The organism is Pseudomonas putida, assembly GCF_016406145.1.
In the GTDB taxonomy this organism is placed as follows: Bacteria; Pseudomonadota; Gammaproteobacteria; order Pseudomonadales; family Pseudomonadaceae; genus Aquipseudomonas; species Aquipseudomonas putida_E.
Genome location: NZ_CP066306.1, coordinates 939,383 through 963,493 on the forward strand (window position 1 = coordinate 939,383; position 24,111 = coordinate 963,493).

Here is a 24,111-nt window from a genome sequence, read left to right on the forward strand (position 1 = left end):
ATCCTTGCCTTGTCAGGGGGTCTTGTTGGCGTCCGCGGCCTGTGCGCCACGGATGATCTGCATGCTTGTAACGGCTGCAGCGGTCGAGGCGGTTTTGGCCAATGGCGCTTGGGAAAGCTGGCTGAACCGATAGAGTTCCCGGTTGATGCTTTCTACCTGAGGTTTGCTATCTGCTTCGGCCCAATAGCGCGCCAGCCGCTGCTCAGCGGCACTGCGCACGGCCAGGCGCAGGGTGCCGACCTGAGCCGCCAGCATCAGGCGGCTGGCCAAGGCTTCAGGGACTGCCAGCACCACGGTGCGGGTGCTTGCGAGGTTGCCTGGGGTCGCCTGCTCGCGTCGGGCCTTGAGCTCCTCGGCGGTCAGTGCCGGGCGGCCGTCATTGGTAACGCCCATCTGTTCCCCGACGCTCAGCACGCGCAGGGCCGGCAACACGACCTGGGCAGAAGACTGCGGGTTGTTGGCCTCTTCGCGCAGGTATAGCAGCACGTCGACAAAATCACCCGGGTACAGTTGCCCGGCGGCGCCGACCACTTCGTCCACGCCTACCGCAACGGCCCGTTCGTGGGCACGGATCATCCGTGCCAGCGGTCCGCCAGGCTGGAAGCTCGACTCGTCCAGCCAGCTACCAGCGGCCAGTGGCCTGGCGCTGCTGCGTCCGATCACGTGGTCCACTTGCTGGAAGGCACCGGCAGGGACTACCTGCAAGCGCTCGAGCAGCACGTCCTCTGCGGTCAAGGGCGTATTGGCCGGCAGCGCCTTGCGCAGCACGACGATGGGGAAACGCTGCGGCTCGGGCGGTTGCGGGGCGGGCGCTGCAACCACCGCAGCCGGCTGCTCGGTGACTGGGGCTACCGGCGGGGGTGGTGCAGGGGGGCGGCTGAGCACGATCCCCCAGTATCCCGCGAGCAGTGCACCGAGCAGGAAAAGGGCAGCCAGAATCATGGTCAAACGACTGCTCATGGCTGGCCTCCGTGCACGTATCGGGTGGTGGCAAAAAGTCACTATTTCGCTATTGCACGGTAGCCCACCCATCGCCATTCGCCATTAGGCGCTCGGCTTTTTTTGTAGCCAGAACGTAAACCCAATCAAAACAGTCAGTTGATGAAATAAAAGGATCTAATGCTTTTGGATTATCACCTGATGACTAATACTTTTTTATATTTGCAGACGGCTCCAGCTTGGCAATCCTTTGATGGCAAACAGGGGTCACTTTGACACCATTGTCGCCGGCGATGTCGCCGCAAGGAGCTGGTCATGTTGCTGAAACAGGTCATCCTTCACTGCAAACAATTCCTGCATCGCAAAGACGGTGCCTCGGGTATCGAGTACGCAGTCATCGCGGCTATGGTCGCGGTGATATTAGCCGGGTTCGTTCCCGGGATCTCCGGCAACATCAGTACCATGTTCACCGCAATCCAGACGGCCCTGAACTAGACCAATAACAGGCGATGTCTCGTCGGACCGGATCAACAGGAGCCGCACATGCAGAACTCTTCCTCGCGTCAGCAGATTCTTCTGGTCGATGACGAGGAAGAGCATCTGCTTGAGTTGGCCGAACTCCTCGAGAACGAGGGGTACTACTGCCACACGGCAGGCTCGGTGAAAGCTGCCCTGCAACTGCTCACCCGCTATCCGGACGTTGCCTTGGTCATTACGGATCTACGCATGCCGGAAGAAAGTGGCATCGGTCTGATCCAGCGCCTGCGCGACCATACGGCCCGGCAGCATTTGCCGGTGATCGTCATGTCGGGCCACGCCGGTGCGGAAGACCTCAGCGACCTGCTGCGCCTGCAGGTGCTGGATTTCTTCCGCAAGCCCATCTATTACGCACGGTTGCTGGAGACACTGGACAACCTGTTCCCGCAACCACTGTTGCAGGTTGCCAAGTACTGACCCAACTGGACGAAGGTGAAAATGAAAACGCCCGGCACATGGCCGGGCGTTTTTGCTTACTGGCAAGGGTCAGGCGTCGGGATCGCTCAGTTCCAGTACGCCGCGCTTGCTGCGCAGCTTGCCGTAGAAATGGTCCAGCGCATTGTTCAGCTTGCTGGCTGCACCATCCACCGCCTGATCCAGCGAAGCGGCGGTATGGGTCACGGAAATCGGTTGATGGCCTTTGGGGCGAGCCTCCATCTGGCAGCGTTTGTCATGCGGCCCGGGCTTGGCGCCGTTCTCGTCGCGCAGGTGCACCTCGATGCGGGTGAGGTCCTCCTCGTAACGTTCGAGTGTGGTTTGCAGCGTACTGCGGACCCACTCGTTGAGACGGATGTTGCCTTCGATATGGTTGCTGCTGTTGACCTGGATTTGCATGATTCAATCCTTATTCAGCTTGCTCGCATGGAGGCGTGCCTAGGCCCTTGAGGCCCTTGGTAATTCTTCGCCTCTTGACTCTAAGGTCAGGCAACCGAAGCCTGAATTCAAGCCCTTTGTGAAAATAAATTTTCTGTTGCAATTAACCCCGCAGAGGCTACCGGGCAGCCCTTTGACGACATAAGACCGGTTAAAAACCCGTAGTCTTTCAGACTTTGCTTATGCGAATTGAAATCATTACTATTGCAGCCCCCAGAGTTTCCCGGACCTCCGCCATGAAGCGCAATGCCGCCGGACTGCCCCTCAGCTACCGCCTGGCCGTGACCTCACGTTGCCTGGCGGCGGTGCTGGGTGGATACCTGCTGGCGTCCATGGCCAGTGTCTGCATCACCCTGCTGGTGCCGTTGGCGCAAGTCGACGCGGCCATGACCGGCATGATGCTGTCGTTCGTTTTCTACCTGTTGGCCTTCATCTGGTGCTTTGCCTGCCGCAGCGCCTGGCATGCCTGGCTCGGCGTGTTGCTGCCGAGCCTGCTGCTGGGGCTGGTCAACGGGCTGGCCTACTGGATGAAAAACCCATGAAGGACGGTTTCCGCCAGGCGATGGCCTGGTTGCACACCTGGGCCGGGCTGATTTTCGGCTGGCTGCTTTTCGCTATTTTCCTGACCGGCACACTGTCGTATTTCAAGGAAGAGATCAGCCACTGGGCACAGCCCGAAGTCCGCCGCCACGCGCTCGACCCGGTGGCCAGCCTGGGCCTGGCCCAGCGCTATCTGGAGGCCAACGCGGCGCATTCGGGCAACTGGATGATCCGCCTGCCCAGCGAGCGCGAAGCCGCGTTAAGCGTCGGCTGGCGTGATCCGAGTGGCGGGCGCCGTGGCTTTGTCAGCAAGCAACTCGACGCCCAGACCGGGCAGCCAGTAGAGGCCCGCGACAGCCGCGGCGGCGAGTTCTTCTACCGCTTCCACTTCCAGCTGCAGATGCCCCACCCCTGGGGGCGCTGGCTGGCGACCTTCTGCGCGTTCATCATGTTGCTCGGCCTGGTCACCGGGATCATCACCCACAAGAAGATCTTCAAGGAGTTCTTCACCTTCCGCCCCGGCAAGGGCCAGCGCTCGTGGCTGGACGGGCATAACGCCATTGGAGTGCTGGTGTTGCCGTTCCATCTGATGATCAGTTACAGCAGCCTGGTGATCTTCATGTACATGGTGATGCCGGCCAGCATCATGGCCAGCTATGGCGGCAATACCAACGGCTATTTCAACGACCTGTTCGGCCGTGACGATGTGCCCAAGGCGGCCAACGTCGCTGCGCCCATGGTGCCGCTGGCAGGCTTGTACGCCAAGGTTCAGGCGCAGGTCCCCGGCGCCCGCATGGGTTACATACAGGTGCACAACCCGGGCGACCGCAACGCTCGCGTGAGCTTCGCCCAGGCCTCGGCCGACAACATCGCCTACAAGCGCAGCGCCAACTGGATGTTCGACGGCAGCACGGGCGAACTGCTGAGCCAGGGGGCACCGGAAAGCGCTGCAATGATGACCTCGTTCAGCTTCGTCGGTCTGCACATGGGCAACTTCGCCGGGCCTTGGTTGCGCTGGTTGTACTTCGTGTTCGGGGTGGCGGGTACTGCGGTGATCGGCACAGGCCTGGTGATGTGGCTTGGCAAGCGCCAGCTCAAGCATGCCAAGCGCGAACGCATGCCCGCTGAGTTGCGTCTGGTCGAGGTGCTCAACATTGCCAGCATGAGTGGCCTGCTGCTCGCGGTGGCCGGCTTTTTCTGGGCCAACCGCTTGCTGCCTGCGGCGCTGCAAGGGCGGGCGGACTGGGAGGTGAACACGTTCTTCGTGGTCTGGCTGTTGTCGCTGGCACATGCCGTGCTGCGCCCCGGGCGCCGAGCCTGGGGCGAGCAGCTTGGGTTGGGCGCGCTGGCCTTTGCGCTGCTGCCTTTGCTCAATGCTTTGACCACCGGCCAGGGGCTGAACCACAGCGTAGCCGTCGGCGACTGGGCGATGGCGGGCCTGGACCTCACGGCATTGGGCACCGGTCTTTTCCTGGCCTGGGCCGCAGGCAAGATGCTGCGTGCTCCGAAGGCTGTGGCCAAGCGTGAGCTCAAGGTGTCCAAGGCATCGGCCGAAGTGGTCGAGGTGAACGGATGCTGAGCGTCGCCCTGATCGGTTTTGCCGGGTTCGCCGCATTGTGCCTGGCGATGGAAAAGCACTTCAGCGACCTGCTCGGGCGCAAGCCTGCTATCGGCCAGTTGCGTAGCCTGCGCATGGCGGGTTGGTCGTTGCTGCTGGCATCACTGTTGCTGTCGGTGCACCTGCGTGGGTGGGCGCATGGCTTGGTTGAGTGGGTCGCTGTGTTGATGGCCGGGGTGACACTGTGGGTCTTCACCTTGCCTTACCTGCCGCGCCTGTTGCTGGGGCTGGCGGCGATCAGCCTGATACTGGGCCCGCTGCTGGTCATATCTGGCGGATGATGCCTTGATCGAGCCTGACAGCGACAGTACGCGCGCACGTTTCGTCCAGGTCTTCATGGCCCAGCGCGCACGCATGGAAGCCCTGGTCAGCCGTCGGGTAGGCTGCCGCGCCACTGCATCGGACCTGGTGCAGGAGCTGTTCTTGCGCTTCTGGCGCCGCCCCGAGGTCAAGGTCGAGGCGCTGGATACCTACCTGCTGCGCTGCGCCGGCAACTTGGCCATCGACCACCTGCGCAGTGAAGGCAGCCGCGAGCGGATCGCCGAAGCGTCGCTGCCCCCTGATGAATGCCTTGCCCAGGCACCGGAGCAGGCCCTGGAGGTAGATCATGACCTGCAGCGCATCGAAGCGGCGCTGCGCGCCCTGCCCGAGCGCACCCGGCAGATCTTTTTGCTCAACCGCATACACGGCTGCAAGTACGGCGAAATCGCCAAGGCCATGCAGCTGTCCCAGAGCGCCGTGGAAAAGCATATGATGCGCGCCCTCCAAGCGTGCAAGGCCAGTGTTGCCGAACCCGCGACCCCGATGCGCAGGCCAGGGAGCGCCCGTCGATGAGCCATTCAGACTTGACCACCCCCGACCCGTCGCAAGCAGCACTGCGTTGGCTGGCCAGGATCAACGAGCAGCCTGAGGTAGCGCACAGTGCGGCGTTCCAGCGCTGGTTGCTGGCCGACCCCAGGCACCGTGAAGCCTATGCCCAGGCCCAGGCGCTGTGGCAGAAGAGTGCGGCTCCCGCGGCACGCCTGGCCGAGGAAGAACACGCCGACCTGCAACGATACCTGGATGTCATGGCCAAGGCGCCTGCCCCGCCTCGCTGGTGGCGCGCCCGCGCCCGGGCACTGGCCGTAGCAGCGTGTCTGGTGCTGGCCGTGGGCGTTGCGGGGGGCTGGCATCCGGGGTACTGGGTGCAGGACCTGCAGGCCGATTTCAGCAGCACAGACGCCATTCGCCAGGTGACGCTGGCTGACCAGTCGCAGGTGACGCTGGATGCGGGCAGTGCCATAGCTGTCGATTTCCAGCAGGGGCAGCGTCATGTGCGGCTGTTGCATGGCGCTGCATTCTTCAAGGTCACGCACACCGGTGCCCCGTTTGTAGTACAGGCGGCAGGGGGGCAGGTGCGGGTGCTGGGCACCGAGTTCGAAGTGCGCGAGCAGGCTGAGGGGGCACAGGTCACGGTGCGCAACGGTCGGGTGGCGGTCACGCCAGCTCAGGGGCAGGCCGCCCGTGAGCTGACGGCCAACCAGCAACTGGCCTATGCCAGAGGCCAGGCGGGTGATACGGCGAGTGTGGACAGCGACAGCCGTCTGGCCTGGCGCCAGGGCTGGGTCAATTACTACCAGGTGCCATTGGCGCAGGTAGTCGGGGACCTGGGGCGCTATTACCCGGGGCGGATCGTGCTGCTCGATAGCGAGTTGGGGCAGCGAAAGGTCAGCGGCAGTTTCCCGGTGCGCGAGCCACTGGCGGCACTGGATTCGCTGGGCAAGGTGATGGGGTTCTCGCGGCAGACGGTTCTCGGCCGGTTGACAGTTATCCGTTAAGCGACGGTATCGGAAAAATAATTTTCAAAAGCGGATGAGGTAACTGGACGTGACATCCGTGTAATGAGTGGAAGTGCGATTCATTCGCAGTCATAACCCTCTCACAGGTCAGCGTCCATGAAGTTCACCCACCGTTGCGTCCCCCTCTGGCTTGGTCTCTCAGCGCTTTCGGCCTTGGCTGCTGCCCCTTGTGTCCTTGCCGCCGAGCAGCTTGAACTGCACAGGTTCGCCCAGCCGAGCAAGCCCTTGCCCCAGGCGCTCAATGCCTTCAGCCGCGCCACCGGCCAGAGCGTGGTCTACACCTTGGAACTTCCTGCCGTGCAGGCACCGGCCCTGCAGGGTACGTTCAGTGCCGAACAGGCGCTGCAGCAATTGCTGGGCAACGCTGGCCTGACCTGGCGCCGGGTCGATGCCCGCACCCTGACGCTTGAACCGGTGGACACCTCCGGTGCGCTCAACCTGCAGGCCACCACGGTGACCTCGCAGATGGACACCTACAGCTATCAGCCGCCGGCCAGCGCCTCGATCATGCGTGGCCAGGGCCCGTCCCAGAATATCCCCCAAGCCATCAACGTGGTCCCGGCCCAGGTCATCCGCGACCAGGCCCCGCGCAACCTGGATGACGCCCTTGCCAATGTCAGCGGTATCACCCAGGGCAACAATTTCGGTGGCACCTCCGACACGGTAATGAAGCGCGGCTTCGGCGATAACCGCGACGGTTCGATCATGCGCGATGGTATGCCCGTCGTGCAGGGGCGCAGCCTCAATGCGAGCACCGAACGGGTCGAGGTACTCAAGGGCCCGGCTTCGCTGTTGTATGGCATCCAGGACCCGGGCGGGGTGATCAACGTGGTCAGCAAGCGCCCGCAATTGCAGCAGTACAACGCCCTGACCGTGCGCGGTTCGACCTACGGCAGCGGCAAGAACGGCAGCGGCGGCGGGGTCGACAGCACCGGGGCACTGGGCGACAGCAACTTCGCCTACCGTTTGATCGTCGATCATGAGGACGAGGATTACTGGCGTAACTATGGCGTGCACCGCGAATCGCTGGTGGCGCCGTCGCTGGCCTGGCTGGGCGAGGACACCCAAGTGGTGCTGGCATATGAGCACCGTGAATTTCTCTACCCGTTCGACCGGGGCACCGCGTTCGGCAGCAACGGCCACCCACTGGACATTCCGGCCACGCGTCGCCTGGATGAACCCTTCAACGACATGGAAGGCCGCTCCGACCTGTATCGCCTGGAGGTCGATCACCAGCTGGCCAACGATTGGAAACTGCACTTTGGCTACAGCTTCAACCGCGAGACTTACGACGCCAGCCAGGTGCGCGTGACCGGTGTCAACGAAGCCAAGGGCACGCTCACGCGCAGCATCGATGGCACCCACAACGCCATGAGTCGCGACCAGTTCGCGACCCTGAGCCTCAATGGCAACGTCGAGCTTGCCGGAATGCAGCATGACCTGCTCATTGGCATTGATCACGAAGACCGCAAGGTCTTTCGCGGCGACCTGATTCGCCAGACCGCTCAGTCCACCTTCAGTTATTTGAACCCGGTCTATGGCCAGGAAGTGGAGGGCAGTACGGTGCGCGCCAGCGACAGTGACCAGACCGACAAGCTGCGCACCGACGCGCTGTTCCTGCAGGACGCACTGCACCTGGACGAACACTGGATACTGGTGGCCGGCGCCCGCTTTCAGCAGTACGACCAGTACGCCGGCCGCGGCCGGCCGTTCAAGGCCAATACCGACACCAGTGGCCAGGCCTGGGTACCGCATGCCGGCATCGTCTACAAGGTCGATGAGCAGTTGTCGTTCTATGGTAGTTACAGCGAGTCGTTCAAACCCAACTCCAGCATTGCCCCGCTGACCGGTGGCGTCGTGCTGGATTCGTCGATTGCGCCCGAAGAGGGTAAGTCGTGGGAGCTGGGTGCCAAGCTCGACATGCCTGGCAGCCTGACCGGCACCTTGGCGCTGTTCGACATCACCAAGCGCAACGTGCTGGTCTCCAACTTCGACAGCGGTACCGGCGAGACGGTTTACAGCAATGCGGGCGAGGTCAGTTCAAGGGGGGTGGAGCTTGACCTGACCGGACAGCTCAGTGAACGTTGGAGCCTGATCGGCAGCTATGCCTTTACCGACGCCAAGGTGACCAAGGACCCGGACCTTGAGGGTAACCGCCTGCAGAACGTGGCCAGGCACAGTGGCTCATTGTCGGCGGTGTATGACTTCGGCAGCCTGTTCGGCGGCGACAGTTTGCGTTTCGGTGCCGGAGCCCGTCATGTCGGCGAGCGCCCGGGCAACTCGACCAATACCTTCGACTTGCCCAGCTACACCGTTGCCGATGCCTTCGCCACGTATGAGACCCGGCTCGACGAGCACAACGTGCGCCTGCAACTGAACGTGAAGAACCTGTTCGACAAGGTCTACTACAGCTCGGCGGTGAACCAATACTTCGTTGCCATAGGTGATGCACGCCAGGTGAGCCTGTCGAGTACCTTCGAGTTCTAGTGGCTGAAGGCGGCGCGATAGTCGCCAGGTGTCGCGCCGACTGCCTGGCGAAAGCGATTGCTGAAATGGCTGGCACTGGCAAACCCGCACAGCAATGCAACGTCTCCCAATGGCAGCTGGCCCAGGCGCAGCAGTTGGCAGGCCCGATGCAGCCGGCGGGCCAGCAGATACTGGTGCGGCGGCAAGCCGAAGCTGGTGCGGAACATGCGTGCGAAGTGATACTCGGAGAGGTTGCAACGTACGGCCAACCCACCGAGGGTGATGGGCTGATCCAGGTGTGTCTCGATGTATTCCACCAGTTGCCGGCGCAGGTTCGGTGCCAACCCGCCTTTGAGGCGTAACCCCTGGCGCAGCCCTACCTGGCTGAGCACGGCGTGATCGACAATCTCGTGTGCCAGGCTGCTGGCCAGCAAGCGCTCGCCTGGCTCTTCCCAGGCCAGGCTGATCAACTGGCGAAAACGCAACGACTGCCGTGGGTCGTCGAGAAACGTCGCTTCCTGCAGTTGCATCTCCCGCGGTTCCCGGTCGAGCAGACGCACGCAGCCCAGGGCGAATTGCACCTCGCTGATGTACAGGTGCGCCAGGCGGATCTGCCCATTGACCACCCAGTTGGACTCGTGGCCGGCCGGCATGATGCACAATTTGTCCGGCGCCCCTTTGTCGGCTGGGCGCTGGCGGCGAAAGGTGCCGGTGCCGTGGGCGATGTAGCACGACAGCGTGTGGTGGCTGGGCGCCTGATAGTCGCGGGCATCGTCACGGTTGCTCCATAGCGCCGCCGCCAGCCCGTCGCCCAGGTGCGCGCTCAGTTCCAGCCGCGCGTGGGGCGAGGCATGCATGGCGTTGAACACGTGCAGCTGGGTGAGTGGGGTCATGGGCGATTCCTCTGTTGCCATCGTACTGCCGATGCGCCGACGTGGCAGCTCCCTGAGCGTCGAAAAGCGCAAGTTTGTGCAAGCGCACATCACTGGCCGAAGAGAACACTGATGGCCCTGGCGAGGGCTGCGCCCTCGATCGCCGGCAAGCCAGCTCCTACAGGTTGGCCGCAGGGTGCCCCCCGCAATGCATGGTCGTATGCCTAAGGAACCCTCATGAACCTCTCCCTGTACCTGCTCACTGTCCTGATCTGGGGTACCACCTGGATCGCCCTGAAACTGCAATTGGGCGAAGTCGCCATTGCGGTTTCGATCGTTTACCGCTTTGCCTTGGCCGGGCTGATTCTGTTCGCCATCCTGTTGCTCACCCGCCGCCTGCAACCGATGAATCGGCGCGGTCATCTGCTGTGCCTGGCGCAAGGCCTGTGCCTGTTCTGCGTCAATTTCATGTGTTTCCTCACCGCCAGTCAGTGGATTGCCAGCGGCCTGATCGCCGTGGTGTTTTCCACTGCAACACTGTGGAATGCGCTGAATGCGCGCCTCTTTTTCGGCCAGAGGGTTGCCAGCAACGTACTCGGTGGCGGCGCGCTTGGCCTTTTGGGGTTGGGGCTGCTGTTCTGGCCGGAGCTGTCGCACCATGCGGCAAGCCGCGAAACGCTCTATGGTCTCGGTCTGGCCTTGCTCGGTACGCTGTGTTTTTCGGCAGGCAACATGCTCTCGAGCATGCAGCAGAAAGCTGGCCTCAAGCCTATGACCACCAATGCCTGGGGCATGGTCTATGGCGCCGCGATGCTGACCGTGTATTGCCTGATCAGCGGTATTCCATTTGCGATGGAGTGGAACACGCGCTATATCGGCTCGCTGCTGTACCTGGTGATCCCGGGTTCAGTGATCGGCTTCACCGCCTACCTGACGTTGGTCGGGCGCATGGGCCCGGAGCGGGCTGCGTATTGCACGGTGTTGTTCCCGCTGGTGGCGCTGAATGTGTCGGCGTTTGCCGAGGGCTATCAATGGACAGCCCCCGCTTTGCTCGGGCTGGTCGCTGTCATGGCGGGTAATGTGTTGGTGTTTCGTAAGCGCAAACCCACGCTGGCAGGTGCATTGGCACGTTGAGCGCTGCGCTGCAACTGACATAAATGCCAGGTGTTGGTGTGGGGTAGGCTGTTTAGACTTGCCCGGGAGCCATTAGCCCGGAAACGTCAATGCCACCATTGCTCTCCTGGAACAAGCGACTGTCGCATCGTCAGGTCCAGATGCTCTGCCTGCTCGCCTTGGCTGTTCATCTATTGCCGCTGGTGCTTGCCGATTACGCCTATATCGATGATGTGTGGCGCGCCCAGAACGCTGGGCTCACGCTTACCGGCAATGAATCCTGGACAGGGCAGGGGCGCTTCCTGCTCTATCTGATGCATCGCATGCTGGGCTTCTCTGCCGGGGCTGTGAATCTGTTCCCTTTGCCTATTCTGCTGGCAGCCAGCGTGACTGCCCTGGCGCTCGCCCGGCTGGTGTCACATTACTTCCCGGTGCCCACGGCGACCTCCGTGCTGGTGGTGTTGCCCTTATGGTACAACCCCTTCTTTCTGCAGAACCTGTCGTACCAATACGACGCACCCGGTATGGCGTTGGCGCTGGCTGCATGCGTCTGGGCCATCACGCTGAGTGCCGAGCGCTGGCAGCAGTGCCTGCTGGGCGGCGTGCTGGTGGCATGTGCCGCGAGTTTCTATCAGGTCAGCATCAACGTCTTCGCTGGCTTGTGCTGCCTCGAAGTCATGCGCCAGGTACTCGGGCATGCCGAGTTGCGCCAGGTCTGCCGTCATCTTTTCGGCCGGCTGGCACAGCTGCTCGGCGGGTGCCTGCTGTACTCGCTCACGGCCCATCAGTTCATAGATGTCCCCCGCACTGCGTTGCTGCCTCTGGATGCCCAGTGGTGGCCTGAGGTGTTGCGGCGCCTGGAAGTTATCTTGGGCCACGTGGCGTTGTTGATCACGCCGGGAACGGCGTGGGTGTTCATCGGCCTTTCGGGGCTGGCGCTCGTGGCGCTGCTGATCGCCTTGCGTGAGGTATTGGTTGATCCACGCCCTGTATGGGAACGGGGGGTGTTGACGGCTGCGCTGCTGCTGCCCATCCCGGTAGTGGCGTTGCTGGTGTACGGCCTGATGATGGTGTTCGCGCATTTTGACGGTGGCGCACGCCTGTTGATGGGGTTCGGGGTGGTCTTGATGATGCTGGCACTGCTGGCGCATAGGCTACTGTCAGGGCTTGGCGGTCGGCTGAGGTGGCTGCTGGCTATTCCTGTGTTGTTCATGTTGTCATTTTCGTTTGCTTACGGCCGAACGCTGATCGTGCAGAAGGAACTGCAACGCATGGTGACGTCTTCGCTCGCCAATGCCATCGAAAGCCGGCCGCAGTTGTACGAGACCAAGCGATTCTATGTTTTCGACATCGGTAGCAGCAGACGTTGGTTGCCTGCAGCCAGCGCCAGCTATGAACAGATGCCAGCTTTGCGTTATGTCATGAACATCGACTTTCTGCTGTTGCCTGAGATGATGCCGCGCCTCGGGCTGGTCAACTTCGCTAAATCCCCCCCACTCGACCGTGAGCAGGTACTTGCGCGCGACCATGCAGCGGTGGTGGAGAGCAAGTTTTTCGACATCCACCTGGTCGACGGTAACGGCTATGTGCTCATGAAAGCACCTGTCGAGAGCGAGACCTACCGATGGTAATGGCCCTGCGTTTCTACCGTTATGGCCTCATCGGTGTTGGAAATACGCTGTTGCACTGGGCGGTTTTCTTCCTGCTGCACCAAGCTGCAGGGCTGAGCCAGGCATTGAGCAACCTCCTGGCATTCACAGTGGCTGTAAGTGCGTCCTATTACCTCAATGCTCGCTTCACGTTTGCCTGCGCGCCGAGCAGGCTGCGTTACCTGGCGTTCGTGTCGGGCATGGGGTGCCTGAGCCTGAGCATGGGGGCGCTATCGGACCGGGCTGGTTTGTCACCCTGGCTGACCCTCGTGGCATTTTCCGCCGTCAGCCTGATCATCGGCTATGGCTACTCACGAGCAGTGGTGTTCAAGCGGAGGCAGCCATGAACATTACCTTGGTCGTGCCCCTGTACAACGAGCAGGACACCCTCGAACGCTTCTATCACACGGTGCGCAACGAACCGTCTTTACAGGGCTTGGCGGTCGAAATCCTGTTGGTCAACGACGGCAGCAACGATGCCAGCGAAGCCATCTGCGCCGAGTTGGCGGCACGTGACGAATGGGTAACCGTCGTCAATTTCTCGCGTAATTTCGGCAAGGAATCGGCGTTGTTCGCCGGGCTTGAGTACGCCGATGGCGACGCCGTGGTGCCGATCGATGTCGACTTGCAGGACCCGGTCGAGCTTATCGCGCAGATGATCGATGTGTGGCAGCAAGGGGCGGAGGTGGTTCTGGCAAAGCGCCGTAGTCGCGCCGCTGACACGCGGTTCAAACGGTGGAGCGCACGCTTGTACTACCGCCTGCACAACCGCATAGCATCGACTCGGATCGAAGAGAACGTCGGTGATTTTCGCTTGTTGGACCGCAAAGTGGTAGCCGCCATCCGCCAGTTGCCGGAGCAGCAGCTGTTCATGAAAGGTGTGTTGTCCTGGGTAGGCTTTCGTACCGAAATCGTCGAGTACGACCGACCTGAACGCACGGCGGGCAACAGCAAGTTCAGCTTCTGGCGGCTGTGGAACCTGGCCCTGGATGGCATCACCTCGTTCAGCACTGTGCCTTTGCGGCTATGGAGTTACGTGGGCGGAGGGGTATCGCTGTCGGCGTTTGTGTTTGCGATGTATATGGTGATCGACAAAATCCTGTTCGGAAATGACGTGCCGGGTTATCCGTCATTGATGACGGCAGTGCTGTTCTTGGGCGGTGTGCAGTTGATCGGCATCGGAATATTGGGGGAATACATAGGCCGGATCTACCAGGAGACCAAGCATCGGCCCCGGTACGTGGTGCGCAAGGTTCTGAGGCGGCGCAGGCAACCCATGTGAAGGTTGCCTGGCCTGGTCTGCTCGCGGCAAATACGAGTTATCAGCCCTTCCACACCTGCGGATTCACCAGATCCCGCGGCCGCTCACCCAGCAGCGCGGCGCGCAGGTTGTCCATCGCCCGGTTGGCCATTGCCTCACGGGTTTCGGCGGTGGCCGAACCGATGTGCGGCAGCGTCAGAGCATTGGGCAATTTGAACAGCGGTGATTCGCTCAGCGGCTCCTTCTCGTAGACATCCAGGCCGGCGCCGCGAATGGTGCCGTTGTGCAGCGCCTCGACCAGCGCTGCCTCGTCTACCACCGGGCCACGGGCTATGTTGATCAGGAAGGCGCTCGGCTTCATCAGCTTCAGCTCGCGAGCACCGATCAGCTTGCGGGTGGCGTCGGACAGCGGCACCACGATGCAGACGAAATCGGATTCTGTCAGCAGTTGTTCAAGGCTGCGGTATTGGGCCCCCAATTCCTGCTCCAGCGCCTGCTTGCGGCTGTTGCCGGCATACAGCACCGACATGTTGAAGCCGAAGCGGCCACGGCGTGCGACGGCCGCGCCGATGTTGCCCAGGCCGACGATACCCAGTGTCTTGCCGTACACATCGCTGCCGAAGTGCGCCGGGCCGACGGTGGCCTGCCATTGGCCAGCCTTGGTCCAGGCGTCCAGTTCGGCCGTGCGCCGTGCGCAGCCCATGATCAGCGAAAAGCCCAGGTCGGCGGTGCTTTCAGTGAGCACGTCAGGCGTGTTGGTCAGGGCGATGCCGCGCTCGTTGAAGTAGTCGACGTCGTAGTTGTCGTAGCCCACCGACACGCTGGACACCACTTCCAGTTTGGCTGCCCCTTCGAGCTGCGCGCGGCCGAGCTTGCGACCGGCGCCGATCAGGCCGTGGGCTTGGGGCAAAGCTTCATTGAACTGGGCACTGATGTCGCCGAGCTTGGGGTTGGGCACGATCACGTTGAAGTCTTGCTGCAGGCGCTCGGCCATGGCCGGGGTGATACGGCTGAAGGCCAGGACGGTCTTTTTCATCGGGCTACTTCCAACGGAAAAGCTACAAGCTACAAGCTTCAAGCTGCAAGAAAAAGCAGCGCGTGCACCAATCTGCTTTTTCTTGCAGCTTGCAGCTTGCAGCTTGCAGCTTGCATGCAGCTGCTTTCAGTTCGCGATCAGCAACTCGTGGGTTTTCAGGTCCGCTTCATGGGCTGCGAGAATCTCCGGCAACGAGTTGCGCAGGTACTCAACCCAGGTCTTGATCTTCGCATCCAGGTACTGGCGCGACGGGTAGATCGCATAAAGGTTCAGTTCCTGCAGTCGGTAGTCCGGCATCACCCGCACCAGGCTGCCATCACGCAAGCCATCGATGGCCGAGTAGATCGGCAGCACGCCCATGCCCATGCCGCTGCGAATCGCGGTTTTCATCGCGTCGGCCGAGTTGACCTGGAACGGCGAGCTGGTGATGTTGACCAGCTCCTGGCCTTCCGGGCCGTCGAATAACCATTTTTCCAGCGGGATCACCGGGCTGACCATGCGCAGGCAGGCATGCTGCAGCAGGTCGACCGGCTTGTGCGCGAAGCCGTTCCTGGCCACGTACTCGGGCGAGGCGCAGACGATGCTGTAGGTGATGCCCAGGCGCTGCGACACGAAACCTGAGTCCGGCAGCTCGGTGGCCAGCACGATGGACACGTCATAGCCTTCGTCGAGCAGGTCGGGCACGCGGTTGGCCATGGTCAGGTCGAAGGTCACGTCCGGGTGCGACTCGCGGTAACGGGCGATGGCATCGACCACGAAGTGCTGGCCGACCCCGGTCATCGAATGCACCTTCAATTGCCCGGCAGGCCGGGCATGCGCGTCGCTTGCCTCGGCTTCGGCCTCTTCGACATAGGTGAGGATCTGTTCACAGCGCATCAGGTAACGCTTGCCCGCCTCGGTCAGGGCGATGCGCCGTGTGGTTCGGTTGAGCAGCCGGGTTTGCAGATGGGCTTCCAGATTGGAGACCGCCCGCGACACGTTCGCGGTGGTCGTATCCAGTTGCGCCGCGGCGGCAGTGAAACTGCCAAGCTGGGCTACGCAACTGAAAGCACGCATGTTTTGCAGGGTGTCCATGGGTCACTCTCAAGGTAGAGGGCAAATTGTGTCACGAAGTTGGTTGCATGTGCCTTCGACCAAAGCCGGATTATCGCTGTTTTGGTAACAAAGATTCGCAGGAATCTGCGCTTATCGCCAGTACGGCCGCCCCCTAGAATTGCCCAGCCCTCCACCTCTTCCTCGGGAAATCGCAGCTGTGCCGCGTCGCATCATCAGAACGCTTCAGGCGTTCAGTGCCTGTGCCCTTAGCCTCACCTTGAGCGGCTGTATCGGAACCTGGGGCATTGCCCCACAGAGCAAGACCCTCCAAGCCAATACCTTGACCACCGACGCGGCCATCCGTGAAGCCGCCAGCGATGCCCACTGGCCCGACCAGCAGTGGTGGCACGCCTACCGAGATCCGCAGCTCAACCGTTGGCTCGACCTGGCTATGGCCGGTAGCCCGACCCTGGCCATGGCCGCAGCGCGGGTGCGCGCAGCCAAAGCCATGGCCGGTGTGGTCGAGTCGGCAGAAAAGCTGCAGGCCAACGGCCAGGCGTCGCTCAAACGCCACAACTGGCCTGAAGACCAGTTCTATGGCCCGGGCGCCCTGTCGGGTGCCAACACCTGGGACAACAACGCCGCCATCGGCTTCAGCTATGCCCTGGACCTCTGGGGGCGCGAGCGCAATGCCAGCGAACAGGCCGTGGACCAGGCCCACATGAGCGTGGCCGAAGCCCGCCAGGCGCAACTGGAACTGCAGAACAATGTGGTGCGTGCCTACATTCAGCTCAGCCTGCACTTCGCCCAGCGCGACATCGTCAAGGCCGAGCTGGAGCAGCAGGAGCAGATCCTGGCTTTGGCCAAGCGCCGCCTGGACGGCGGTATCGGTACCCATTTCGAGGTCAGCCAGGCCGAAGCCCCGCTACCCGAAACCCATCGCCAACTGGACAGCCTCGACGAAGAAATCGCGCTTACCCGCAATCAGCTGGCTGCGCTGGCGGGCAAGGGGCCAGGGGAGGGGGCGCAGATCCAGCGCCCCAGCCTGGCCCTCGCCGCCCCGCTGCAACTGCCGTCGGCGCTGCCCGCCGAGCTGGTCGGCCAGCGCCCCGACGTGGTCGCCAGCCGCTGGCAGGTGGCCGCGCAGGCGCGTGGCATCGACGTCGCCCACGCCGGCTTCTTCCCCAACGTCGACCTGGTCGGCAGCCTGGGCTTCATGGCCACCGGTGGCGGGCCGCTGGAATTCCTCACCGGGCGCAAGTTCAACTACAACGTCGGGCCGGCCATCAGCCTGCCGATCTTCGACGGCGGCCGCTTGCGCTCGCAGCTGGGTGTGGCCTCGGCGGGCTATGACGTGGCCGTGGCGCACTACAACCAGACGGTCATCGGCGCGCTGAAGAACATTTCCGACCAGTTGATCCGCCGTGAGTCGATGAAGGAGCAGGCCCATTTCGCCGCCGAATCCGTGGCCGCTGCACAGAAAACCTACGATATTGCCATGGTCGCCTTCCAGCGCGGGCTGACCGACTACCTCAACGTGCTCAATGCCCAGACTTTGCTGCTGCGTCAGCAGCAGGTGCAACAGCAGGTGCAGGCCGCGCGCCTGATCGCCCATGCCGAGCTGGTGACCGCGTTGGGTGGTGGCCTGCAGGCCGGCAAGGACGTGCCTGAGCAGGAGCGCCAGACGGCGCCGAAAACCCCAGCCACCCTGGCTGTTTTCGACCGCAAACCGGACCACGCCGAATGAGTACATCGAGCCTGCCCCTGCGCTGGCTGCACAGCCTGGAGTGGCGCCGGGGCTTCTTTGCCTGGGCGCGTACCGACGGGGTGACCTGGGTCTACATCTTCAAGGTGCTGGCCGCTGCGTTCATCACCCTGTGGCTGGCCATGCGCCTGGAGTTGCCGCAGCCGCGCACGGCGATGATCACCGTGTTCATCGTCATGCAGCCGCAGAGCGGCCATGTTTTTGCCAAGAGCTTCTACCGGGTGCTCGGCACTCTGGCTGGCTCGGCGATGATGGTAGCGCTGATCGCCCTGTTCCCGCAGAACACTGAGCTGTTCCTGCCCAGCCTGGCGCTGTGGGTGGGCCTGTGTTCAGCGGGCGCCATGCGCTACCGCACCTTCCGCGCCTATGGCTTCGTGCTGGCCGGTTACACCGCTGCCATGATCGGCCTGCCGGTGCTGGAGCACCCTGACCAAGCGTTCATGGCTGCGGTGTGGCGGGTGCTGGAGATTGCCCTGGGCATTCTCGTCTCGACCTTCGTCAGCGCCGCGATTTTGCCGCAATCGGCCAGCGCCGCCATGCGCAATGCGTTGTACCAGCGTTTTGGCGTGTTCGCCGGGGTGGTGGTCGAAGCCTTGCGCGGTGACAGCCAGCGTGACCGTTTCGAAACCAGCAACGTACGGTTCGTCGCCGAGGCGGTCGGCCTGGAAAGCCTGCGCAACGTCACCGCCTTCGAAGACCCGCACATGCGCAGGCGCTCTGGCCGGCTGGTGCGCATGAACAGCGAGTTCATGGCCATTACCACGCGCTTCAACGCCCTGCACCGGTTGCTTGAACGCTTGCGCGCCCGCGGCCCGCTGCAGATCGTCGGGGCCATCGAGCCGGGCCTGAACACCTTGGTCGAGCTGCTTGAGCCCTATGTAGGGCGTGCGCTGACCGATGCCGATGCGCTGCGTCTGACACTGGAACTGGCTGCCTACAAAGAGGGCCTGCAGGCTCAGGTACGCGGCCTGCGCGCCGAGTACCTGCTGACCGACCCCAGCGAGTCCGACCTGCTGGATTTTCATACCGCTTTCGAGCTGCTCTATCGCTTCGTCGACGAGATGTACAGCTATGCCGAAACCCATGCCTCCCTGGCCGCGCACACGCACGAGCGCGAGCAGTGGGACGAGCCTTACGTGGCCCGGACCAGCTGGCTGGTGTCGCTGGCCGCTGGCGTGCGCGCCTCGGCGGTGCTGTTGCTGCTGGGTAGCTACTGGCTGCTCAGCGACTGGCCCAGTGGGGCCATGATGACCTTGATCGCCACCGTCACCGTAGGCCTGTCGGCGGCTTCGCCGAACCCCAAGCGCATGTCGTTCCAAATGGCCTGCGGCACGGCGATCGGCGCGTTCGTCGGCTTCTTCGAAACCTTTTTCGTGTTCCCCTGGATCGACGGTTACCCGCTGCTGTGCATGGTCCTGGCGCCGGTGTTCATGCTTGGCGCGTTCCTGTCTTCGCGGCCGGCTTACGCGGGTTACGGCATAGGCCTGCTGGTGTTCTTCGCCATCGGTTCGGTGCCTAACAACCTGACTGTGTACGACCCTTACACTTTCATCAACGACTACATCGGCATGGTCCTCGGCATGTTCGTCTGCGCTGCTGCCGGGGCGATCATCCTGCCGCCCAACAGCCGCTGGTTGTGGAGCCGCCTGGAGCAGGAGCTGCGCGAGCAGGTACTGTTCGCCATCAGTGGTCGCCTGCGCGGTCTGGGCTCGGCTTTCGAAAGCCGCACCCGTGACCTGTTGCACCAGGCCTATGGTCTGGCCGCCGGCAAGCCGCAGGTACAAAGCCAGCTGATGGGCTGGATGTTCACCGTGCTGGAAATCGGCCATGCGGTCATCGAGCTGCGCAAGGAGCAGGCCCGCGCACCAATCCATCCTGCGTATGCCGAATCACAGCCTTGGCGACAGGCCATCCGTGTCATGGGCCGGGCTCTGGCGCGGCTGTTCCTGCAGCCCAGCGCCAGCAACCACGAGCGCGCGCTGGTGGCGGTGGACCACGCCATCAGCCGCGTGCAGGCCACCGACGAACCCTTCGCCCGGCACTTCGATACCTCGGTGCTGCGCCGCGCGCAGAGCTACCTGCACTTCATCCGTTCCTCCCTGCTCGACCCACAGTCGCCGTTGGCTACGACGAAAGGATTGCACGATGTTCCGTGAAATCATGCCCCGTGAGATCGCCTTCCATGGCGTGTACATGCCCACCATGACCTTGATGTTCCTGTTCGCCCTGGGCCTGGCCTGGGGCCTGGACCGCTTCATTGCCAGCCATGATGGCTACCGCTTCTTCTGGCATCCGGCGCTGTTGCGTCTGAGCCTGTTCGTCTGCCTGTTCGGCGCCCTGGCGCTGTCGCTCTACTGGTGAGAATCCTTCGATGAAAAAGTTCTTCAGCCTGTTTGCTACCTTGCTGGTGCTGACCATGGCCGTGGTGATCGGTCGCCAGTTGTGGCTGCACTACATGACTACGCCCTGGACCCGTGACGGGCGCGTGCGGGCCGACATCATCAATGTGGCCGCCGACGTGCCCGGTTATGTGGTGGACGTACCGGTCAAGGATAACCAGCGGGTGAAGAAGGGCGACCTGCTGATCCGGGTCGACCCCGAGCACTACCAGCTGGCTGTCGACCAGGCCAAGGCGTTGGTCGCCTCGCGCAAGGCCACCTGGGAGATGCGCAAGGTCAACGCCCGCCGCCGTGCCGACATGGACAACCTGGTGATCTCCAAGGAAAACCGCGACGACGCCAGCAACATCGCCAATGCCGCCCTGGCCGACTATCAACAGGCCCAGGCAGCACTGGCAGCGGCCGAGCTGAACCTCAAGCGCACCCGTATCGTTGCCACGGTCGATGGTTACGTAACCAACCTGAATATCCACAAGGGTGACTATGCGCGTACCGGTGAGGCGGTGATGGCAGTGGTCGATGAAAACTCGTTCTGGGTTTACGGCTTCTTTGAGGAAACCAAGCTGCCGCACGTGAAGGTGGGTGACCAGGCTGAGCTGCAGATGATGAGCGGCGAACGGCTCAAGGGCCACGTGCAGAGCATCGCCCGCGGTATCTACGACCGCGACAACCCGCAGAGCCGCGAGCTTATTGCCGACGTGAACCCGACCTTCAACTGGGTGCGCCTGGCCCAGCGCGTGCCGGTGCGGATTCACATTGATGAAGTGCCGGACGGGTTTCTGCTGGCGGCGGGGACGACGTGTACGGTGGTGGTGAAACCGAGCGAGGGTGGAGCGGGCTAGCTAAACCACGTTCAATCAAACCCTAGGCCGGGCCTACCATTACCGGTATTTCGACACGGTCAATCACCTTCGCGCTGATCGACGGGTCGAGCATCCGCCCCAGCCGTGACAGGTGCCGGTGGCCCATGATGATCAGCTCGCATTGCAGTTCCCGTGCCTTGGCGACAATGGCCTCGACCGGTTGCCCGGCGACCATGCAGCCGTGGCTGGTGAAGCCGGCCTGCTTTAGCAATGCAACGGCCTCGGCCACGGCGCGGTCGCCCAGGCGTTGTTCCTCACAGGCGGCAGGGTATTGCTCCAGTTCCTCGGCGGTGTAGGGCGCAGGCTTGTCGTGCACCGCGAAAGTCGAGTCGATGGCCAGCAGTACGTGCAGTTCGTGTTCGTCGGGCCGGCAGTAGCGGCGGGCGAGGGTGAGCAGGGCGGTCGAGGCAGGGGACGCGTCGATGGCAATCAGGACGGGGCTGGGCATGGAGGTTCCTTGCTGAAAAACTGGCTGGTCGGTTGCCTGTACCGCCCCATCGCCGGCAAGCCGGCCCACAAGTAATGCACCGATCGCAGGGCAGTGGGGCACCTGTAGGAGCCGGCTTGCCGGCGATAGGGCCGGTGCAGCCACTGCATCATTTATGGCCCATCTCGCCCTCGAGATAAATGTTCCACCACGCACGAACGCATTGCGTCTGGTGCAATCATGCGACCTGTTAACATCGCTTTCCCACAACTGCCACGGAAATCGGCCATGCCACTCCCGGACATGAACCTGCTCGTCGCCCTCGACGCCCTGCTCGATGAAGGCAGCGTGGTTGGCGCGGCCCAGCGCATGAACCTCAGCCCGGCGGCGATGAGCCGGACCCTTGGGCGTATCCGCGATGCCTTGGGCGACCCGATCCTGGTACGCGCGGGTCGTGGCCTGGTACCGACGCCTCGGGCGCTGGCGCTGCGCGAGCAGGTGGCGGCGCTGGTGGAGCAGGCCGGTGAGGTGTTCCGCAGTGCTGGAGAGGTAGATTTGCCCAAGCTCGACCGAGCCTTCAACATCCGCACCAATGACCTGTTCATTGCCCTGTATGGCGCCCTGCTGTTGCGCCGCATGCATGAGCAGGCCCCGCGCACGGTACTGCGCTTCGTGCCCGAGAGCCCCGGCGGTGATGACGATAGCGTGCTGCGCGACGGGCGCACCGACCTGATCATCAGCTCGACCGTCGACCTGGGCCCGGAGATCAAGGTGCAGAGCCTTTTCCAGACCTACTACGTGGGTTTGGCGCGGCGCGACCATCCGATCTTCGACCAGCCGATCACACCGCAGAGCTTTGCCAGTTATCCACAGATCAGCGTTTCCCGGCGTGGCCGCGCCAATGGGCCGATTGACGTCGAACTGGCCAACTTCAAGGTGCAGCGGCGCGTAGCGCTGATTACACCGAGTTTCCACTCAGCGTTGTTCTCGCTGCCGGATTCGGACCTGATACTGCCGATGCCCGCCAATATCCTCAACAGTGTGCACAAGCTCGGTTTGCCGTTGCGCTCGTTCGAGATTCCCGTGCCGCTGGAGCGGGTAACCGTGCTGCAGGCCTGGCACCCGCGTTATCACAACGATCCGGCACACCGCTGGTTGCGGCAGATCCTGAAAGCCTGTTGCAGTGTTGATCCGTAACCCCGCTTCGTCCGATTGCGGCTGAAGCGGATTGCGTCATACGCAATATAAAACTTCCGATAAGTCAGTTTTCGTAAGCATTCGACTTTCTTAGACTTGCCCCAGCCATAAAATTGTTGCTGGAGTTGTCTACCCATGAGTTCTCTGTCCGCCCCTGCCACCGCGATCGCCGCCGCCCCTGCGCCGGCTGCGCCCGTGCAGTCGGCGTTCGGCCTGCGCGTGGTGGTCGGGCTGTTCGGCGTGTTGCTGGCCGTGCTGTGCGCCGGCCTCAACGAGTCGGTGACCAAGATTTCCCTGGCCGATATCCGCGGGGCCATGGGTATCGGCGCCGACGAGGGCGCCTGGCTGCTGGCGGTGTACAGCGCCGCATCGGTTTCGGCCATGGCCTTCGCGCCGTGGCTGGCCACTACCTTCTCCTTGCGCCGCTTCACCATGAGCGCGGTCGGGCTGTTTGCGCTGCTGGGATTGCTGCAGCCCTTGGCCCCCAACCTGCACAGCCTCATGCTGCTGCGCATCCTTCAGGGCTTTGCAGCGGGCGCCTTGCCACCGATGCTCATGAGCGTGGCGCTGCGTTTTCTGCCGCCGGGCATCAAGGTCTACGGCCTGGCCTGCTATGCCCTGACGGCCACCTTCGGGCCCAACCTCGGCACGCCGCTGGCCGGGTTGTGGACCGAATACGTCGGTTGGCAGTGGGCGTTCTGGCAGATCATTCTGCCCTCGGCCCTGGCCATGTTCTGTGTCGGCTGGGGCTTACCGCAGGACCCGCTGCGTCTGGAGCGCTTCAAGCAGTTCGACTGGCGCGGCGTGTTGCTGGGCCTGCCGGCCATCAGCTGCATCGTCCTGGGCCTGTCGCTTGGGGACCGCTGGGGATGGCTCGATTCGCCGCTGATCTGCTGGCTGCTGGGCGGGGGCGTGCTGTTGCTGGTGCTGTTCCTGTACAACGAATGGTCCGAGCCGCTGCCGTTTTTCCAGTTGCGCATGCTGTCGCGCCGCAACCTGAGCTTCGCGCTGGTCACCCTGGCCGGCGTGTTGGTGGTGCTTTCCGGTGTGGGCAGCATTCCCTCTGCCTACCTTGCGCAAATCCAAGGGTATCGCCCGGCGCAAACCAGCCCGCTGATGATGCTGGTGGCCATGCCGCAACTGATTGCACTGCCATTGACGGCGGCACTGTGCAACCTGCGCGCGGTGGACTGCCGCTGGGTGCTGGCCACGGGGCTGGCGATGCTGGCGCTGTCGTGCATCGGTAGCAGCCTGCTGACCTCCGAGTGGATCCGCGGTGATTTCTACCCTTTTTACCTGCTTCAGGTGTTCGGCCAACCGATGGCAGTACTGCCGCTGCTGATGCTCTCCACCAATGGCATGAGCCCGCAGGAAGGCCCATTCGCCTCCAGCTGGTTCAACACCGTCAAGGGGCTCGCCGCAGTGATCGCCGGTGGCCTGCTGGATGCCCTCGGCACGCTGCGCCGACACTTTCATTCCAACCACCTGGTGGACAGCCTGGGCAACGCCCCGCTGATCGATGACCACGCTGCGGGCCTTGCCAAGCGTATCCATGACCAGGCGCTGGTGCTCACTTCGGCCGACCTTTACCTGGTCATGGCCGGTATCGCCGTGGCGCTGATCTGCCTGATTCCTTTCGTGCCTACCCGGGTCTACCCACCGCGCGCGGTGGCCTGAACCCGG

General features: G+C 62.9%; 24 protein-coding genes. 18 read left to right on the top strand and 6 right to left on the bottom strand.

Going from position 1 to position 24,111, the window contains the following annotated elements:
- Positions 1–12: 12 nt before the first annotated feature.
- Positions 13–960: a Flp pilus assembly protein CpaB gene (gene cpaB / locus JET17_RS04305; protein ID WP_012312777.1), complete on the bottom strand. Its 948-nt coding sequence runs from the start codon at positions 958–960 to the stop codon at positions 13–15.
- Positions 961–1,254: 294 nt separating this feature from the next.
- On the opposite strand from cpaB, the gene JET17_RS04310 reads away from it, so the two are divergent.
- Both JET17_RS04310 and JET17_RS04315 read left to right on the top strand, forming a co-directional pair.
- Positions 1,255–1,434 carry a Flp family type IVb pilin gene (locus tag JET17_RS04310; RefSeq protein WP_012312778.1) on the top strand — a complete coding sequence of 60 codons (180 nt, stop codon included), beginning with the start codon at positions 1,255–1,257 and terminating at the stop codon, positions 1,432–1,434.
- A gap of 48 nt (positions 1,435–1,482) precedes the next feature.
- On the top strand, positions 1,483–1,893 hold the full coding sequence (locus JET17_RS04315; protein WP_012312779.1) for a response regulator: 411 nt from the start codon (positions 1,483–1,485) through the stop codon (positions 1,891–1,893).
- Positions 1,894–1,962: 69 nt separating this feature from the next.
- On the opposite strand, the gene JET17_RS04320 is transcribed toward JET17_RS04315, so the two are convergent.
- On the bottom strand, positions 1,963–2,310 hold the full coding sequence (locus tag JET17_RS04320; RefSeq protein WP_012312780.1) for an HPF/RaiA family ribosome-associated protein: 348 nt from the start codon (positions 2,308–2,310) through the stop codon (positions 1,963–1,965).
- Positions 2,311–2,585: 275 nt separating this feature from the next.
- On the opposite strand from JET17_RS04320, the gene JET17_RS04325 reads away from it, so the two are divergent.
- From JET17_RS04325 to JET17_RS04350, 6 genes are all read left to right on the top strand, one after another.
- The gene (locus JET17_RS04325) at positions 2,586–2,891 is read left to right on the top strand and encodes a DUF3649 domain-containing protein (RefSeq protein ID WP_012312781.1); all 306 of its coding nucleotides are present in this window, start codon (positions 2,586–2,588) and stop codon (positions 2,889–2,891) included.
- A complete protein-coding gene (locus tag JET17_RS04330) occupies positions 2,888–4,468 on the top strand; it encodes a PepSY-associated TM helix domain-containing protein (RefSeq protein WP_012312782.1) in 1,581 nt (526 codons plus the stop codon). The genes JET17_RS04325 and JET17_RS04330 overlap by 4 nt, the downstream gene beginning before the upstream one ends.
- The gene (locus JET17_RS04335) at positions 4,462–4,788 is read left to right on the top strand and encodes a DUF3325 domain-containing protein (RefSeq protein WP_012312783.1); all 327 of its coding nucleotides are present in this window, start codon (positions 4,462–4,464) and stop codon (positions 4,786–4,788) included. The genes JET17_RS04330 and JET17_RS04335 overlap by 7 nt, the downstream gene beginning before the upstream one ends.
- A gap of 55 nt (positions 4,789–4,843) precedes the next feature.
- On the top strand, positions 4,844–5,341 hold the full coding sequence (locus JET17_RS04340; protein ID WP_012312784.1) for a sigma-70 family RNA polymerase sigma factor: 498 nt from the start codon (positions 4,844–4,846) through the stop codon (positions 5,339–5,341).
- Positions 5,338–6,324 carry a FecR family protein gene (locus tag JET17_RS04345; RefSeq protein WP_012312785.1) on the top strand — a complete coding sequence of 329 codons (987 nt, stop codon included), beginning with the start codon at positions 5,338–5,340 and terminating at the stop codon, positions 6,322–6,324. Before JET17_RS04340 ends, JET17_RS04345 begins: the two co-directional genes overlap by 4 nt.
- A gap of 117 nt (positions 6,325–6,441) precedes the next feature.
- Complete coding sequence (locus JET17_RS04350; RefSeq protein ID WP_012312786.1) at positions 6,442–8,832, top strand: TonB-dependent siderophore receptor; 2,391 nt, start codon at positions 6,442–6,444, stop codon at positions 8,830–8,832.
- Here JET17_RS04350 and JET17_RS04355 read toward each other — a convergent pair.
- Positions 8,829–9,704 (bottom strand): AraC family transcriptional regulator, encoded by an 876-nt coding sequence (locus JET17_RS04355; RefSeq protein WP_012312787.1) that lies wholly within the window; start codon positions 9,702–9,704, stop codon positions 8,829–8,831. The two genes, JET17_RS04350 and JET17_RS04355, sit on opposite strands and share 4 nt — an antisense overlap.
- 216 nt (positions 9,705–9,920) lie before the next feature.
- Between JET17_RS04355 and JET17_RS04360 the strand changes: the two genes are divergently transcribed.
- The 4 genes from JET17_RS04360 to JET17_RS04375 all read left to right on the top strand — a co-directional run bounded on the left by JET17_RS04360 (position 9,921) and on the right by JET17_RS04375 (position 13,727).
- Positions 9,921–10,817 carry a DMT family transporter gene (locus JET17_RS04360; protein ID WP_012312788.1) on the top strand — a complete coding sequence of 299 codons (897 nt, stop codon included), beginning with the start codon at positions 9,921–9,923 and terminating at the stop codon, positions 10,815–10,817.
- A gap of 89 nt (positions 10,818–10,906) precedes the next feature.
- Complete coding sequence (locus JET17_RS04365; RefSeq protein ID WP_012312789.1) at positions 10,907–12,427, top strand: glucosyltransferase domain-containing protein; 1,521 nt, start codon at positions 10,907–10,909, stop codon at positions 12,425–12,427.
- Positions 12,421–12,792, top strand: coding sequence for a GtrA family protein (locus tag JET17_RS04370; protein ID WP_012312790.1), 372 nt, complete (start codon positions 12,421–12,423; stop codon positions 12,790–12,792). Before JET17_RS04365 ends, JET17_RS04370 begins: the two co-directional genes overlap by 7 nt.
- Positions 12,789–13,727, top strand: a complete 939-nt coding sequence (locus JET17_RS04375; protein WP_012312791.1) for a glycosyltransferase family 2 protein — start codon at positions 12,789–12,791, stop codon at positions 13,725–13,727. The genes JET17_RS04370 and JET17_RS04375 overlap by 4 nt, the downstream gene beginning before the upstream one ends.
- 40 nt (positions 13,728–13,767) lie before the next feature.
- Here the strand turns inward: JET17_RS04375 and JET17_RS04380 are convergent, their stop codons facing one another.
- Together JET17_RS04380 and JET17_RS04385 are read right to left on the bottom strand one after the other, a co-directional pair.
- Positions 13,768–14,742, bottom strand: coding sequence for a 2-hydroxyacid dehydrogenase (locus JET17_RS04380; RefSeq protein ID WP_012312792.1), 975 nt, complete (start codon positions 14,740–14,742; stop codon positions 13,768–13,770).
- A 126-nt stretch (positions 14,743–14,868) separates the two neighbouring features.
- The gene (locus JET17_RS04385; protein WP_012312793.1) at positions 14,869–15,816 is read right to left on the bottom strand and encodes a LysR family transcriptional regulator; all 948 of its coding nucleotides are present in this window, start codon (positions 15,814–15,816) and stop codon (positions 14,869–14,871) included.
- Positions 15,817–15,994: 178 nt separating this feature from the next.
- Here JET17_RS04385 and JET17_RS04390 point away from each other — a divergent pair, with 178 nt between their 5' ends.
- From JET17_RS04390 to JET17_RS04405, 4 genes are read left to right on the top strand one after another with little or no spacing between them, the layout of a single operon-like run.
- Positions 15,995–17,524, top strand: a complete 1,530-nt coding sequence (locus JET17_RS04390) for an efflux transporter outer membrane subunit (protein WP_012312794.1) — start codon at positions 15,995–15,997, stop codon at positions 17,522–17,524.
- On the top strand, positions 17,521–19,698 hold the full coding sequence (locus JET17_RS04395; RefSeq protein WP_012312795.1) for an FUSC family protein: 2,178 nt from the start codon (positions 17,521–17,523) through the stop codon (positions 19,696–19,698). The genes JET17_RS04390 and JET17_RS04395 overlap by 4 nt, the downstream gene beginning before the upstream one ends.
- Positions 19,699–19,702: 4 nt before the next feature.
- Positions 19,703–19,903: a DUF1656 domain-containing protein gene (locus tag JET17_RS04400; RefSeq protein WP_008097766.1), complete on the top strand. Its 201-nt coding sequence runs from the start codon at positions 19,703–19,705 to the stop codon at positions 19,901–19,903.
- Between the two features lie 10 nt (positions 19,904–19,913).
- Positions 19,914–20,783, top strand: coding sequence for an HlyD family secretion protein (locus tag JET17_RS04405; RefSeq protein ID WP_012312797.1), 870 nt, complete (start codon positions 19,914–19,916; stop codon positions 20,781–20,783).
- Between the two features lie 22 nt (positions 20,784–20,805).
- On the opposite strand, the gene JET17_RS04410 is transcribed toward JET17_RS04405, so the two are convergent.
- A complete protein-coding gene (locus JET17_RS04410) occupies positions 20,806–21,252 on the bottom strand; it encodes a universal stress protein (protein ID WP_012312798.1) in 447 nt (148 codons plus the stop codon).
- A gap of 267 nt (positions 21,253–21,519) precedes the next feature.
- Between JET17_RS04410 and JET17_RS04415 the strand changes: the two genes are divergently transcribed.
- A complete protein-coding gene (locus JET17_RS04415; protein ID WP_012312799.1) occupies positions 21,520–22,428 on the top strand; it encodes a LysR family transcriptional regulator in 909 nt (302 codons plus the stop codon).
- Positions 22,429–22,563: 135 nt separating this feature from the next.
- Positions 22,564–24,105: an MFS transporter gene (locus JET17_RS04420; protein ID WP_012312800.1), complete on the top strand. Its 1,542-nt coding sequence runs from the start codon at positions 22,564–22,566 to the stop codon at positions 24,103–24,105.
- Positions 24,106–24,111 lie beyond the last annotated feature (6 nt).